A 14,499-nucleotide genomic window follows, 5' to 3' on the forward strand; every position below is an offset into this window, starting at 1 on the left:
TCACTCCTTTAGCTCTATTTTGTCTTCGCTTCAATGATTTTCGCAACGACGTGTTGCTCGACCATCATTTCAGCCTGTGCCAGCGCACGACTGAAGGCATAGGCATTGCTCGAGCCGTGTGCTTTGATGACAGGTGCCGCAATTCCGAACAACCCGGCCCCACCATATTCTTCGTACGCGAGCAATTGCTTCATTTTTTTAAGTTTCGGCTTTAAAATTAACGCCGCGATTTTCGAACTGAATGAACTCATGAACTGTTCCTTCATGACACCCATAATCATGCTTGCAGCACCTTCCGTACTTTTCAACAATGTATTCCCTGCAAATCCTTCTGTGACGATTACGTCCACATCACCACTCATCGCTTCTCTCGCCTCGACATTCCCAATAAAATGAATAGGGGCAGTCTCAAGTAAGGGATATGTTTCCTTCGTCAGTGCATTGCCTTTACCAGCTTCTGAGCCGATATTGAGCAGACCAACTTTCGGTTGTTTGATACCACGTACTTGTTCTGCGTAGACTGATCCCATGATGGCATAATCAAGCAAATGTTCTGCTTTTGCATCCGGATTAGCACCGACATCTAAGATGACGACACCTTTTCCGTTTCTTGTCGGGAAAGTCGGGGCCAGCGCAGGACGGTCAACCCCTTCGATTCGACCAATCACAAACAATCCGGCAGTCATCAGTGCTCCCGTGTTGCCTGCTGAAATCAAGGCATCCGCCTCTTTTGTTTTCACCAGGTTTGCAGCCACAACGAGTGAGCTATCTTTTTTCCGTCGAATTGCACGGACCGGTTCGTCTTCTCCAGTAATGACAGTCGCCGCGTGAACGATCGTCACACGGGAATCCTTGATGTCGTAAGAACGTAACTTCAATTCATCTCCAACCAATCGAATTTCAATGTCCGCCTTCGGGCGCTCCCCTAAATACTGGATCACACCTTCGACAATCGCACGGGGGGCGTTGTCACCACCCATTGCATCTACTGCTAAAATCATCATGATTCCTCCTTACTACTACGATACACCGTAAACTCACCGATAAAGACACACTCATCACCGACATAACTTTCGACGTTGATGTCTGATCGTCCATCTTGTCGATGGGAACTGACGAACGCTTTCGCGACGACGCGTTCTCCAACATGGACAGATCGTGTAAATTGCACGTTTGCTCGTGTCGTCAATGCTAACTCGTCATCAATTAACGCGATGGCGAGCGAATTGGCTTGAGCGAACAGAATATGCCCGCGTGCAATCGCGTTCCGGCTAAAAGCGTGTTCCGGCAAAATTTCTAAAATCGAAATCGCAGATGTATCAAGTTTCAGGTCAATCATATCACCAATGACTTCGCTTTCGGTCAAAGTACGCACGTCATCGAGTCGTTCTGTCGCGACGTGTTTAATCCGTTCCCGTAATTCAGGGATTTTCAATTCCATTCGATCGAGCCGAATCGTCTGAATGCTGACGTTAAAATGAAGCGCAAGTGCTTCATCCGTGATGAATGGGTTTTGTTCAATCGTATGCTGTAGTTCTACTTGCCGTTCTTTTTTAGGTACCCGCATGTACGTTCCTCCTACAAGAAGGATAATCACTATTATCACCTGGTACTAATAGTAGTATATATCCCCCGTTGTTCACTTTCAAGTATTATTCAATTCTTTCTCCGTCAAGCAGTCCTTGCTCTTCGATATAATGGCGTAACACGTCGTAGTCCGATGTTTGCCAAAAGGCATCCGAACGTAACAAACGGACGGCGTCGTTCCGGGCTGTTTCCATGATTTGAATATCGAGAGCAGGATCTGTCAGGACGAAACGTGGCAATCCACTTTGTTCTGTCCCAAAGAAATTACCCGATCCGCGTAGTTCTAAGTCTTTTTCCGCTAATTTGAAGCCGTCGTTCGTCTCTGTCATCGTCTTAATTCGCTCTTTCCCGGTGTCAGACGACGGATCAGCAATCAAGATACAATATGACTGCGCATCCCCTCGTCCGACACGTCCACGCAATTGATGCAGTTGCGCGAGACCGAATCGTTCTGCATCGTAAATGACGATGATTGAGGCATTCGGGACGTTCACCCCAACTTCGACGACAGTCGTTGAGACGAGGACTTGGACCTGATTGTCCTTGAAAGCTTGCATGACCTCGTCTTTTTCAGACGAGCCGAGACGTCCGTGCATCAAACCAACTTGATGATCGCGGAAACGTTCGACGAGAACGGCATGCAATTCCATTGCATTTTGAACATCAAGCGATTCAGATTCCTCGATCAATGGCGTGATGACATAGGCTTGTCGCCCGAGAAGTAATTCCTTCTCAACAAAACCAAAGACACGTTCAATCTGTTCTGGTTTTGCCCAGTACGTTTCAATTTCTTTACGCCCTGCTGGCATCTCGTCGATGATCGAAACATCCATATCGCCAAACACAGAAATCGCAAGTGTTCGCGGAATCGGTGTCGCCGTCATATAGAGGACATCTGCTTGCGCTGCTTTTGCTCGGAGGCGCTTCCGTTGTTCGACACCAAACCGATGTTGTTCGTCCGTAATCACTAAATGTAAGTCCTTGAAGACGACTGTATCCTGAATCAAGGCATGGGTGCCGACGAGGATGTCGATTTCTCCTTGCCGTAAGGCTTCTAGCAATAACACACGAGCCTTTCCTTTGACAGAACTCGTTAAGAGACCGACTTTAATCCCGAATGGTTCGAGTAACGGGGCAAGTGACGAAGCATGCTGCTCCGCTAGTATTTCAGTCGGAACCATCAAGGCACCTTGCTTGTTCGCACGAATCGTCGCGAACAGGGCAATCGCCGCGATGACGGTCTTCCCACTTCCGACATCTCCTTGCAGCAACCGATTCATTCGCTCTGCTCGATGCATATCACTCAAAATTTCTTCTGTCACTCTTTTTTGAGCGCCTGTCAACGGAAATGGCAGTCCTGCAATGAACTCGTCGACGGCTGCTTGATGTAACGGTAAAGCAATGCCTTGTCCCTGCCGCTTTCCAAGTCGTAATGTCTGAAGCTTTAACTGAAAATAGAGGCACTCTTCATACACATAACTTCTTCTCGCCGCCGTCAATTCTTTTCGATGCGTCGGGAAGTGTAGCGCCTTCAGCATCGTCATCCGGTCGAGAAGACGATACGCCGTCCGAATCGAATCGGGCACCCGCTCCCCGACTGATTCTACTGCTGCGAAAGCGAGTTCGACGACACGGCGGAACGTCTTCATCCGCATGTCACCTTTTAAGGAATAGACGGGTGTCAGTTCACCTTCGATCGCCCCGAATTGAAGTTCCGTCGCTGAAATCGTCATCCGGTGCAAATCCCACTTGCCGCTGACCGTCACTTCTTCCCCTAACTTCAACTGGGCTTTGTAGAAGGCACGGTTAAACATCGTCACCGTGACGCTGTACCGTTCTTCGACAAGTAACCGGAACGTTAGCCGATTCTTACCTTTTCCGTAATAACGAACGAGCGGTTCTGATTGAACTTGACCTGTGAACTTGACCTTATCTTCATGGATGGCTTCCGTCAAACTCCCCGTAACGAAATCATCGTAACGAAATGGGACGTGCTCCAGCACGTCCGAGATCGTTACGATATCCATTTCTGCAAGCTTAGTTGCCAAATCACGCCCGACTCCCTTAAGTGCCGTGACCTCACTTGATGGATTCATTCGATAAATCTCCAAAAATCTTCGACTCGAGCCAGCGTCCAGTCGGTGTATTCGCAAGACCGCCTTTCGCCGTTTCACGTAAGGCAGAAGGCATCATTTGACCGATTTCATACATTGCCGAGATGACTTCGTCACACGGAATACGTGACGTGATTCCAGCCAGTGCCATATCTGCTGCGACGAGCGCATTCGCTCCTCCCATCGCATTTCGTTTGACGCACGGGACTTCGACAAGTCCAGCGACTGGGTCACAGACGAGACCAAGCATATTTTTTAAAGCAATTGCAAACGCATGCGCCGATTGATCCGGTGTGCCTCCTGCCATTTCGACGATGGCAGCTGCAGCCATTGCTGTCGCCGAACCTACTTCCGCTTGGCATCCGCCTGCCGCACCTGAGATGGAGGCATTATTGGCAACAACGAACCCGAACGCACCCGATGTGAAAAGGTATCGGAGCATCTCCTCGCGTGAAGGCTGAAGCCGTTCTTTGACGGCGAACAACGTCCCTGGGACGACGCCCGCGCTCCCTGCTGTTGGTGTCGCACAGATTTTCCCCATTGCCGCGTTGACTTCATTCGTTCCGATGGCTTTGCTGACGGCATCTAACAAAAGATCTCCCGATAACCCGTTCCCTGACGCCCGATATCGTTGCAGTAAGACTGCATCCCCGCCTGTCAAACCGGTGACCGATTCGACACCGTCGCCTGTCAATGACCGTTCGACAGCTTCTTCCATGACTTGTAAATTCCGTTCCATCATTGCGTATACTTCATCACGCTCTAAGTGGCGGACCGTCATTTCTTGTTCAATCATGATTTCTGAAATCGGTACATTCTTTTCCGTAGCGAGTGCTACGAGTTCTTTTACTGATTTAAACATTTCTTCACTCTCCCATCATGACGGATCGTTCGACTTGTGGTAACCGGTTAATTTCTTCAAGCACTTCTTTAGGCATCCGATCATCGATTTCAATCGCCATCAAGGCTTGACGTCCTTTTTCGTGGCGCGACACTTCCATGTGACCAATGTTAATTTCATAGTCTGCGAGAATACTTGTGACTGCCGCAATCGCCCCGAAACGGTCGTGGTGCAGGACGACAAGTGCCGGCCCGCCACCTGAGAGGCGCAACGGTACACCATTCAATTCTGTAATTTCAATCGTTCCTCCGCCAATTGAAATGCCGACGAGTTCAAATTGATTTTCTCCGTCAGTCAAATGGACTCGCGCCGTGTTCGGATGGTCCGTCAGTGCTTCACTCGTTTCAAAATGAATCCGAATCCCTTTCCCTTCGGCGATTTTAATCGACTCAGGAATCCGATCATCAAACGTATCATAACCAAGCACCCCACCAATGATCGCTACGTCGGTTCCGTGCCCCCGGTACGTATCGGCAAATGATCCATAAAACGTGATATAAATGTCTGTTGGCGTTTCCCCGAACAACTTACCCGCCATCAAACCGATTCGTGCTGCTCCTGCCGTATGGGAACTCGATGGTCCTACCATGACAGGACCGATGATATCAAATACACTACGATACTTCATTTCATTTCCCCCTCTCTTTTAAACAAAACAAAATCCCACCTCTATTATCGCAGATGGTGGGATTCGTGAAAAGGTAACTTCACCTTTATTCTTTATTCAACACTAAGAATATATGAATAGAGCGGTTGCTTTCCGTCGTGAACTTCGACTTCAGCGTCCGGATTGACAGATTCGATGTAAGCGACTAACTCGTCGACTTCATCTTGGGCTACGCCTTCTCCAAATAAAATCGTTACGATTTCGTCATCTTCCGTGACGAGCGTATCGATGAGTTTCTTCGCTGCACCGAGACTCGAGTGATCCGTTGCGACGATTTGTTTTTCCGCAATCGCCATGTGATCATCTTTTTTAATCTCGACACCATCGATACTCGTATCACGGACAGCATATGTGATTTGTCCTGACTTGACAGCACCAATCGCATCCATCATGTGACGCTCGTTCTCATCGACTGTCGCTTCCGGGTTGTAGACGATTGTCGCAGCCAGTCCTTGTGGGACCGTTTTTGATTTCACGACCGTCACGCCGCATGATGCAACAGATGCTGCTTGTTCAGCCGCCATGATGATGTTCGAGTTGTTCGGATACACATAGACGTGCTCCGCATGCGCGTCTTCAATCGCTTTGACGATATCTTCCGTCGATGGATTCATCGTCTGTCCACCTTCGATGACGATGCTGACACCGAGTGATTTAAAGAGCTCACTGATCCCTTCGCCCATTGCGACCGTGACGAGTGCAGATTTCGCTTTCGCTTTCGTTGCAACTGGAGCTGTTACGTGATTGACGCCTTCTTCTTCTAAAATCGTTGAGTGTTGTTGGCGCATGTTTTCGATTTTAACCGCGACGAGCTCACCAAATTTTTGTCCTTTGTTGATGACATCACCTGGTGTCTCGACATGGACATGAACTTTGAGCAACTCTTCATCTGCGACGACGAGCAGTGAATCTCCGAACTCAGATAATTCGTTACGGAATGCTTCTTCACTGAACGGTGCATTCGCTAACTTATCATCTTGGAAACGAACCATGATTTCTGTACAGTAACCGTAATGGATTTCCTCTGTCGACATGAAGCTTTGAGCCGATTTATGATGCTCTGCTTCGACGAGTGCTTCCATGACAGGAGCATGCGGTTTTTCAAGTTCTTTTCCTTCGAGTGTCGCAAGGAAGCCTTCATAAATACAAACAAGTCCCTGTCCACCAGAATCGACGACACCGACTTCTTTTAAGACCGGTAAAAGATCGGGTGTTCCTTCGAGTGAAACTTTTGATGCTTCGACAATCCCGCGCATCAATTCAAGTAAGTCCGTCGTTGTTTCCGATTGTGCGATCGCAGCGACTGCTGTTTCACGAGCAACTGTTAAAATCGTCCCTTCGACTGGCTTCATGACGGCCTTGTATGCTGTATCAACACCTTTTTGCAAGGCATCTGCGAATTCCTTCGTATCGATTGTTTGTTTTCCTTCAATCGATTTCGAGAAACCACGGAATAATTGACTTAAGATAACACCAGAGTTCCCACGTGCCCCCATTAAAAGACCTCGTGCGAATATTGATGCGACGTCTGCGACAGAATCAGATGTTGCGTTTGTTGCTTCTTTCGATCCAGATGTCATCGTCAAGTTCATGTTCGTTCCTGTATCGCCATCCGGCACAGGGAACACGTTCAGTGAATCGACGAAATCTGCATTTTGATAGAGATTTGCCGCGCCATTTTGAATCATCTTGACTAATTGGGCTCCTGTTAAACGATCTACACTCACTAAAGTTTCCTCCTCTATTTCCGTCTTAGACATTCGTCAAACGGACTCCTTGGACAAAAATATTTACAGATGTCACTTCTAACCCTAACGCTTGGTTCAACGTATATTTAACACGGCTTTGAACATTGTTCGCGACTTCAGAAATTTTCGTACCGTAACTCACAATGATATGCATATCGATGTGAACTTGTTCTGAAGATTGTCGAACGATGACGCCACGTGCAAAATTCTCACGTTTCAATAATTCAGCTAGCCCATCTTTGATTTGTGATTGTGATGCCATACCAACGACACCAAAACATTCCATTGCTGCTCCGCCCGCCAGTTGCGCGACGACATCATTATCTACATCAATCTTTCCATAGGTCGTTTTCATCTCGATCGCCACCTGAGTAGCCCCCTTTAACTAATTGTGTTCTTCTCGTAATTCTACTATAAGGACCTACTATTGAAAAGTCGCCGTACTGACTATACAATGAATAAGTGAAAAATAGTAGCGGTCAAATGAACTTTTACCATCATCCTCATCCATTATTTTAAATTTTGAGGTTCTCTGTCAAGTTTTTTTCTTGTCAGCTACTTTTTTTATGTTGCAACCGTCCTGACACCATGCTAAGATAGCAAAGTGTCTATTAGGACGAACGCAAAACAACATAAAAGGAGGCGGAACGCATGGCACGTAAATGCTACGTTACTGGAAAATCGCCGAAGTCGGGAAACAACCGTTCACACGCATTGAACAAAACGAAACGCACTTGGGGAGTCAACGTACAAAAAGTACGTATCCTCGTTGACGGTAAACCTAAAAAGGTTTGGGTTTCAGCTCGAGCTCTTAAATCAGGTAAAGTCGAACGCGTATAAGGCGCAAAAACCGGACGGGAATCTTCCCTTCCGGTTTTTTTGTCGTCTTTTTTATTTTTCTCCTAAAGTAATTGTCGCAGCATTTGAAAACGCTTACAATAAGTTGGCAGTTACTTTATTGCTCAAGGGGGAATTCATCATGCAGTTAAAAAGAGCCATGACAAGCCGACATCTATTCATGATTTCGCTTGGTGGTATTATCGGGACGGGGTTATTTCTCGGTTCAGGGTTGACGATTTCGCAAGCAGGACCACTCGGGGCGGTCCTCAGTTACATCGTCGGCGGAACAATCATGTACTTAACGATGCTCTGTCTAGGAGAGATGGCTGTCCACATGCCTGTGTCCGGTTCATTCCAAACGTATACGACACGTTTTATCGGTCCAGGCATCGGTTTTGCCGTCGGTTGGATTTATTGGCTCGGCTGGGCCGTGACCGTCGCTCTTGAAATCACAGCTGCCGGTAGTCTGATGGATCGCTGGTTTCCACAGGTTCCCGTCGTCATCTGGTGCGCCTTATTTACCGTCATCTTATTCGGATTGAACGCGATCTCTGCGAAAGCATTCGGAGAAGCAGAATTTTGGTTTTCAAGTCTTAAAGTACTCGCCATCCTGTTCTTCATCGGACTCGGGGGAGCCGCATGGTTCGGATGGATTGATATGGCGGCTGAACGACCAGCTACGTTGTTCGCGAACTTCACGGCGAACGGCTGGTTTCCGAACGGGGCTCTCGGCGTCTTGACGACGATGATTGCCGTCAACTTCGCTTTCCAAGGAACAGAATTGATTGGTGTCGCTGCCGGGGAATCGAGTGATCCAGAAAAATCGATTCCGAAAGCGATTCGTAATACGGTTTGGCGGACGTTTATTTTCTTCGTCCTCTCGATTACAATTATCGGGGCTTTAATTCCGTATGAATCGGCGAGCGGCATCAGCAGTCCCTTCATCATGGTATTTGACGCAATCGGTATCCCATATGCTGCAGATTTGATGAACATCGTCGTTTTGACGGCACTCTTATCCGTCGGAAACTCTGGACTGTATGCTGCGACACGCATGCTCTGGTCGATGTCGCAAGAAGGCATGATTTCAAAGAAACTCGCCATCGTCAATCAGCGGGGTGTGCCGATGCGCGCCTTAACGTTCACGATGCTGTTCGCGATGTTATCCTTATTGACGGCATTCTTCGCAGAAGATACCGTCTTCATCTGGCTATTATCCATCGCCGGTCTCGGAGCACAAGTCGGTTGGATCTCGATTTCCGCTTCGCAAATCGCTTTCCGACGCCAATTCATCAAGGCAGGACACACGCTTGACGAACTGAAGTTCAAAACACCGTTCTTCCCAGTCTTACCCATCCTCTCATTCTCACTCAATCTGCTCGTCTTAATCAGTTTGGGTTTTCAAGCCGATCAACGCGTCGCCTTATATCTCGGCGTCCCTTTCTTCCTACTGACATGGGCAAGTTACCATCTTTTCGTCAAAGGAAAACATATCGCTGCAAAAAGCGAACAACAAGCAGCCAGTTCGACACTTCAAAACGAACAACGATGACTTGTTATCTGGCCCTGGATACACCGGGTGCCGGAATCCGTTGAACTTAAACAGTCGACTGACTAATAAATCAAAACGCCGATGCTTCCGTTTTACATACGGAGTCATCGGCGTTTGCCATACCTATCTTTTTGTTCATGACGTCATGACGTGTACTTGAAGAACGCATGTCCCGGTCGCATCAGCGAGATATGATGGAATCGCGTCTATCGCGTTTTTATTTTTCATGCGTGCGCAGGACGAGGACTTCCCCTTCGACGACCGTCACTTGCGCAACACCAACCCACTCATTGCTGACCGTCAGCGAACCACCGACCGGAACAGGATGCTCCGTCAAGGGGTATTTGACGCCGCGTAACGTCAAGTTCGACGGGACAAGGGGAATGAATGACAGGTAATGATACCCTTCAGACGCGAGTTCGTACTGACCGGTTTTCCAGTACCGGACATCCTCACGTTTCGTCACGAGTCGTGCCATCGGAAATTGTTTTAACAAATAGACGTTCTGTAGCGTCATGTCGAGCCGACCACCCGTCGCACCAAAGATGAGTAGTTCAGCACCTGCAGCCTGTTCGGTAGCGTAACGTAACGCTAGTTCTAAGTCCGTTTCATCTTTTTCTGCCGGATGAAGCAATCCACCATCCGGAACGTATCCGAGCGAATCAAAGTCACCGATTGCCACATCAAAATCAAGTCCTTGCTCCACTAATGTCGCAATCCCGCCGTCAACACCGATAATCATCGTCTTGTCTTTCACGAATGGTGCGAGCGTCGGGACGTCTTCTACCGGTCCTGCCGCAACGATTAAAACTCTCATCTTTAAATACCGCGAGCGGAGTAACGTAAAAGACGTGGTGCTGTCGTAAGCAAAATACCTGCAACGACCCCACATAAAACGTACGACGGAGCCATATACGTCGCGTTATAAATGAACGAGTAAGGAACGACTGGTCCTTTGGCATACTCTGCAAAAAAGACGATTCCACTGATGACATGACAGATGTAACGTAGACCGGCACCTAACAAGGTCGCAAACAAAACAATCGTCATGAGACGCTTTTTTTGACCTTCTGTTGCTGCTTTTTTGACTTGGCCTGCAAACACTCCACTCAAACCGACGACACCATATGCAAGCGTATAGTCAAGCAGCGGTTGGACGACCGTCAAGACTTGCGGAGCGAACATCAATTGAATCGTTCCGACGAGCGCACCCGTGATGACACCACCAACGACGCCGTGACGAAAGGCCATGACGAAAATCGGTAACATCGCTAAGCTGATGGATCCGCCTTGTGGCATTTTGAACGGAATCAATAAATCAAATACAACACCGAGACTCGCGAAAATCGCAATCTCCATTAACATTTGTAATCGTTTCATACTGTGTTCCTCCTAAAAATAAAATAATGATGACAACAAAAAGGCAGTACGACGGACGCCGTACTGCCTGCGTGCGCCACATCCCTACGTCCGTCTGAACGGAACAGGTTCGAAGGGTTAAAGTCTACTCACTTCTCTCAGCCGCTTGACGCGACACCCCTTGCGGTCAAAATTTAATTGTCTTGGCTCTATTATACGTGAGCCGCGTTTCGAATACTAGTGATGGCTTCCGCATAGTCTGGTGCATTGTAGATTGCAGAACCTGCGACAAGGACGTTTGCCCCATTGTCGATACACAGTTTTGCCGTTTCCGCGTTGACACCACCATCGATTTCAATTTCGAACGTCAAACCGCGCTCTGCTTTGATCATCGCCAATTGCTTCAGCTTCGTCATGACGCTCGGCAAGAAAGCTTGTCCGCCAAATCCTGGATTGACCGTCATCAACAAGACCATGTCGACTTCTTCTAGGACATGTTCAATCGTCGACAGTGACGTGTGTGGATTCAGCACGACGCCGGCCTTTGCTCCAGCCCCTTTAATTTGTTGCAAGACACGATGGACATGATTCGTCGCTTCGACATGGAAGGTGACGATATCCGCTCCTGCCGCTACAAACGCTTCGACGAAGTTTTCTGGTCGATCGATCATTAAATGAACGTCAAGGACCATGTCCGTCTTTTGACGAAGACTACTGAGGACGGGTAGACCAAATGAAATGTTCGGGACGAACTGGCCGTCCATGACGTCGAAATGGATGTAATCTGCTCCTGCCGCCTCGACAGCTTTAACGTCTCGTTCTAGGTTGGCGAAATCTGCTGATAAAATAGATGGTGCGATTTTAATCATTTCAATACCTCCGCGCTCGATTCTTGATTTCCTCTACAAACATACCATAATTCGTATAGCGTGAGGACATGATTTCTTCTCCCTCAACTGATTTTTTGACAGCACAGCCTGGTTCGTTTAAATGCAGGCAACCACGGTATTTGCACGTATCTTGCCGTGCGACGAATTCCGGAAAACACCAACGTAATTCTTCGATTTCCATCTCGTGTGGAAAATCGAGGTTCGAAAACCCTGGCGTATCAGCAATCAAGCCCTCTGCAAGCGGAATTAACGTCACATGACGCGTCGTATGTCGTCCGCGTCCGAGCGATTTCGAGATGTGGCTCGTCTCGAGATCGAGCGTCGCATCGAGCGCATTCAACAATGAACTTTTTCCGACTCCCGACTGTCCCGCGAGCACACTTGTTTTTTCCTTGAGTAGCGGGCGGACTTCCTCTACCCCTTCTAGCGTCTCACTCGACGTCTCAATCACCTGATAACCGATTTGTCGGTAACCGGCAATCGCCGTCCGGACTTCTGCTTCCGCTGTTCCTTGCAACAAATCCATCTTCGTCAAGATAATGATAGGTTGAATCTCTTTTGCTTCGATTAAGACTAAAAATCGATCGAGCAAATGGGCTGAAAAGTCCGGTTCTGCTGCTGAGACGACAAGCAACGCTTGATCGATGTTTGCGACCGGTGGACGAACCAGGAAATTTTGCCGTTCCTTCACTTCTAAAATGTATCCAGTTTCGCTTTCGATATGCAATACGACCTCATCTCCTACAACAGGACTGATACCACGTTTTCGGAAGTTTCCCCGAGCGCGCGATCGCACCTCGCCCTGCGTCGTCATGACATCATAAAACCCACCTTGTAGACGAATGATCGTCCCGTCCCGATTTTCTTCGATACGATTTTCTGCCATCCCATGCCCTCCTTCAATTTGCGGTTCGTAGCACACTCATTGTTCTGCTTTCGCTTGTTTATAGGTAATCGTTTTCGAGCGATACACTACATCATCTTTATAAATTGTGATTTTTCCTTCTTCGCCCGGATCAATCGTCACCGGAACATCAAATGTTTCATCACTGTCAATCGACTCTTCAATCACCGTACGTTTCCCTTTAGCATCATCCGTCTCGATTCGAATGACTTGCCGCGGCGGATCTTCATCCCCTTCACCTACAGCATCGTAGGCTACTTTTTCCGGGAAGGTCGCCGTCACGGTTTGTTCTTCCTCCCCTTTTGAAATAAAGACCGTCACGGAATCGTTCGGCTCGACTTTGACACCCGCTTGCGGAAATTGACGAATGACTTGGTCCAGTTCGACTTCACTCGAAAATTCTTGTTCGAATGTACCGTCGAGACCTGTCGCGTCCAAGTACGCTTTTGCTTCAGCACTCGACATGTTCGTCAAATCCTTCAATTCAAACGCTGACGAACCTTCGGATACCGTGATTGTAATCGTCTGTTCCTTTGCAATCACTTCTGTTCCGGCTGAAATCGATTGCCGGATGACATTGCCTTGTTTGATGTCTTCCGACTCTTCTTTTTCGACATCTACTTTTGAGAACCCAGCATCCTTCAAGATCGAGGTCGCTTTTTTCTCTGTTTCGTCCGTTACATCCGGCACTTCGACCGGATCACTGCCCGTAGAGACAACAAGATTGACCGTCGAACCTTTTTTGACGGTCACTTTTGCCCGCGGTGCTTGACTGATGACAAGTCCTTCATCAATCGTATCACTCGATCGCTTAGTCGATTCGACGATAAAACCGAGTTTCTCAAGTTGTTTTTCGGCCTCGTCCGCATCTTCTTTTGCGACATCCGGCACAACGACTGTCGGATCCGGCCACATCGCGAACGTTGTCGCGGCACCTCCGAGTAGGAGGAGGAATACGAGCACAATCCACCATCGCTTTTTTTTCTTTTGCTTCGGTACAACTGTCGCGACCGTAGCTTCTTCTTCCTTGACCGGAGTTCCGGACGGAGCCGAGACTGGACTTAACACCATCGTTTGCTCCATCGGATCTTCCCCGCGAACCCCTTCATCTGCTCGTTCAACAGATAATGCCGTCACCATATCTTCCCGAAATTCAGCAACGGATTGTTGCCGATCGTGCGGGGCCTTCGCTAGTGCCTGCATGATACAGTTTTCTAGCGCTTGCGGCACGGAAGGATTCAAGACGGATGGCCGCCGCGCTGTATCTTGCAAGTGTTTTAATGCCACGGCAACGGGTGAATCTCCTTCGAACGGGACGTGTCCTGTCACGAGTTCATAAAGGACAGCACCGAGCGAATAAATATCCGATTTTTCATCGGCAAATTTTCCTTTTGCCTGCTCAGGTGAGAAGTAATGCACTGAACCAAGAACGGACATCGTATGTGTCAATGTCGCGTTCGACATCGCGACGGCAATACCGAAGTCCGTCACCTTGACCGTACCATCCTCTCGGACGAGCATATTTTGTGGTTTTATATCTCTGTGGATGATGCGATGGGCATGGGCATGATCAATCGCGTCACAAATCTGACTGATGATTTCAACCGCTTTATTGATTGCGAGCGGTCGTCCTTCACAGTAGGTTTTCAACGTCATCCCATCGATGAACTCCATCACGATATAGTAAATCGAATCCTCTTCACCGACATCATAGACGGCAACGATATTCGGATGGTTCAAACTTGTCGCAGCATGAGCTTCGCGCTCAAAGCGCCGGATGAATTGTTCATCATGCGAAAATTCAGTCCGTAAAATTTTGATTGCGACATTCCGTTTTAAGATTTCATCATAAGCTTGATAGACATTCGCCATCCCGCCATTTCCAACTAGCCGTTCTATGCGGTAGCGGTCATTTAATCGATCTCCGTATCGCATAT

14 protein-coding genes and 1 riboswitch are annotated in these 14,499 nt (G+C 48.1%); of the genes, 2 read left to right on the forward strand and 12 right to left on the reverse strand.

The features are described from left to right. Positions 1 to 14: 14 nt before the first annotated feature. The 7 genes from plsX to KNP99_RS04260 form a co-directional block, all read right to left on the reverse strand. The gene (plsX, locus tag KNP99_RS04230; protein WP_029330860.1) at positions 15 to 1,001 is read right to left on the reverse strand and encodes a phosphate acyltransferase PlsX; all 987 of its coding nucleotides are present in this window, start codon (positions 999 to 1,001) and stop codon (positions 15 to 17) included. Beyond that, entirely contained in the window at positions 1,001 to 1,567 is a 567-nt protein-coding gene (gene fapR / locus KNP99_RS04235; protein ID WP_029330861.1) for a transcription factor FapR, read from the reverse strand. Before fapR ends, plsX begins: the two co-directional genes overlap by 1 nt. Before the next feature lie 85 nt (positions 1,568 to 1,652). Then, positions 1,653 to 3,683, reverse strand: coding sequence for an ATP-dependent DNA helicase RecG (gene recG, locus KNP99_RS04240; protein ID WP_088837391.1), 2,031 nt, complete (start codon positions 3,681 to 3,683; stop codon positions 1,653 to 1,655). After that, a complete protein-coding gene (gene sdaAA, locus KNP99_RS04245; RefSeq protein ID WP_088837392.1) occupies positions 3,667 to 4,563 on the reverse strand; it encodes an L-serine ammonia-lyase, iron-sulfur-dependent, subunit alpha in 897 nt (298 codons plus the stop codon). Before sdaAA ends, recG begins: the two co-directional genes overlap by 17 nt. A gap of 4 nt (positions 4,564 to 4,567) precedes the next feature. After that, positions 4,568 to 5,230: an L-serine ammonia-lyase, iron-sulfur-dependent subunit beta gene (sdaAB, locus tag KNP99_RS04250; protein WP_088837393.1), complete on the reverse strand. Its 663-nt coding sequence runs from the start codon at positions 5,228 to 5,230 to the stop codon at positions 4,568 to 4,570. Between the two features lie 92 nt (positions 5,231 to 5,322). Further along, positions 5,323 to 6,996: a DAK2 domain-containing protein gene (locus KNP99_RS04255; RefSeq protein WP_369834716.1), complete on the reverse strand. Its 1,674-nt coding sequence runs from the start codon at positions 6,994 to 6,996 to the stop codon at positions 5,323 to 5,325. A gap of 25 nt (positions 6,997 to 7,021) precedes the next feature. Beyond that, entirely contained in the window at positions 7,022 to 7,384 is a 363-nt protein-coding gene (locus KNP99_RS04260; protein ID WP_029330866.1) for an Asp23/Gls24 family envelope stress response protein, read from the reverse strand. Positions 7,385 to 7,668: 284 nt separating this feature from the next. On the opposite strand from KNP99_RS04260, the gene rpmB reads away from it, so the two are divergent. Beyond that, positions 7,669 to 7,857 (forward strand): 50S ribosomal protein L28, encoded by a 189-nt coding sequence (gene rpmB, locus KNP99_RS04265; RefSeq protein WP_023468758.1) that lies wholly within the window; start codon positions 7,669 to 7,671, stop codon positions 7,855 to 7,857. A 139-nt stretch (positions 7,858 to 7,996) separates the two neighbouring features. Next, positions 7,997 to 9,409, forward strand: coding sequence for an amino acid permease (locus tag KNP99_RS04270; RefSeq protein WP_214765172.1), 1,413 nt, complete (start codon positions 7,997 to 7,999; stop codon positions 9,407 to 9,409). A gap of 217 nt (positions 9,410 to 9,626) precedes the next feature. On the opposite strand, the gene KNP99_RS04275 is transcribed toward KNP99_RS04270, so the two are convergent. The 5 genes from KNP99_RS04275 to pknB all read right to left on the reverse strand — a co-directional run bounded on the left by KNP99_RS04275 (position 9,627) and on the right by pknB (position 14,497). Continuing rightward, entirely contained in the window at positions 9,627 to 10,226 is a 600-nt protein-coding gene (locus tag KNP99_RS04275; RefSeq protein WP_088837396.1) for a thiamine diphosphokinase, read from the reverse strand. A gap of 2 nt (positions 10,227 to 10,228) precedes the next feature. Next, positions 10,229 to 10,789, reverse strand: coding sequence for an energy-coupled thiamine transporter ThiT (gene thiT, locus KNP99_RS04280; protein WP_029330869.1), 561 nt, complete (start codon positions 10,787 to 10,789; stop codon positions 10,229 to 10,231). A 64-nt stretch (positions 10,790 to 10,853) separates the two neighbouring features. Next, positions 10,854 to 10,960: riboswitch (TPP riboswitch) on the reverse strand. A 20-nt stretch (positions 10,961 to 10,980) separates the two neighbouring features. Next, complete coding sequence (gene rpe / locus KNP99_RS04285) at positions 10,981 to 11,637, reverse strand: ribulose-phosphate 3-epimerase (protein ID WP_029330870.1); 657 nt, start codon at positions 11,635 to 11,637, stop codon at positions 10,981 to 10,983. A 1-nt stretch (position 11,638) separates the two neighbouring features. Beyond that, positions 11,639 to 12,544: a ribosome small subunit-dependent GTPase A gene (rsgA, locus tag KNP99_RS04290; protein ID WP_088837398.1), complete on the reverse strand. Its 906-nt coding sequence runs from the start codon at positions 12,542 to 12,544 to the stop codon at positions 11,639 to 11,641. A gap of 36 nt (positions 12,545 to 12,580) precedes the next feature. After that, complete coding sequence (gene pknB, locus KNP99_RS04295) at positions 12,581 to 14,497, reverse strand: Stk1 family PASTA domain-containing Ser/Thr kinase (RefSeq protein WP_088837399.1); 1,917 nt, start codon at positions 14,495 to 14,497, stop codon at positions 12,581 to 12,583. Positions 14,498 to 14,499 lie beyond the last annotated feature (2 nt).

The organism is Exiguobacterium sp. s95 (assembly GCF_018618655.1).
Classification (GTDB): Bacteria; Bacillota; Bacilli; order Exiguobacteriales; family Exiguobacteriaceae; genus Exiguobacterium_A; species Exiguobacterium_A oxidotolerans.

Excerpts from the sequence above, each read along its gene's own strand:
- plsX (WP_029330860.1), bottom strand. The coding sequence starts at position 1,001 with ATGATTTTAGCAGTAGATGCAATGGGTGGTGACAACGCCCCCCGTGCG.
- fapR (WP_029330861.1), bottom strand. The coding sequence starts at position 1,567 with ATGCGGGTACCTAAAAAAGAACGGCAAGTAGAACTACAGCATACGATT.
- recG (WP_088837391.1), bottom strand. The coding sequence starts at position 3,683 with ATGAATCCATCAAGTGAGGTCACGGCACTTAAGGGAGTCGGGCGTGAT.
- sdaAA (WP_088837392.1), bottom strand. The coding sequence starts at position 4,563 with ATGTTTAAATCAGTAAAAGAACTCGTAGCACTCGCTACGGAAAAGAAT.
- sdaAB (WP_088837393.1), bottom strand. The coding sequence starts at position 5,230 with ATGAAGTATCGTAGTGTATTTGATATCATCGGTCCTGTCATGGTAGGA.
- rpmB (WP_023468758.1), top strand. The coding sequence starts at position 7,669 with ATGGCACGTAAATGCTACGTTACTGGAAAATCGCCGAAGTCGGGAAAC.
- KNP99_RS04270 (WP_214765172.1), top strand. The coding sequence starts at position 7,997 with ATGCAGTTAAAAAGAGCCATGACAAGCCGACATCTATTCATGATTTCG.
- KNP99_RS04275 (WP_088837396.1), bottom strand. The coding sequence starts at position 10,226 with ATGAGAGTTTTAATCGTTGCGGCAGGACCGGTAGAAGACGTCCCGACG.
- thiT (WP_029330869.1), bottom strand. The coding sequence starts at position 10,789 with ATGAAACGATTACAAATGTTAATGGAGATTGCGATTTTCGCGAGTCTC.
- rpe (WP_029330870.1), bottom strand. The coding sequence starts at position 11,637 with ATGATTAAAATCGCACCATCTATTTTATCAGCAGATTTCGCCAACCTA.
- rsgA (WP_088837398.1), bottom strand. The coding sequence starts at position 12,544 with ATGGCAGAAAATCGTATCGAAGAAAATCGGGACGGGACGATCATTCGT.
- pknB (WP_088837399.1), bottom strand. The coding sequence starts at position 14,497 with ATGCGATACGGAGATCGATTAAATGACCGCTACCGCATAGAACGGCTA.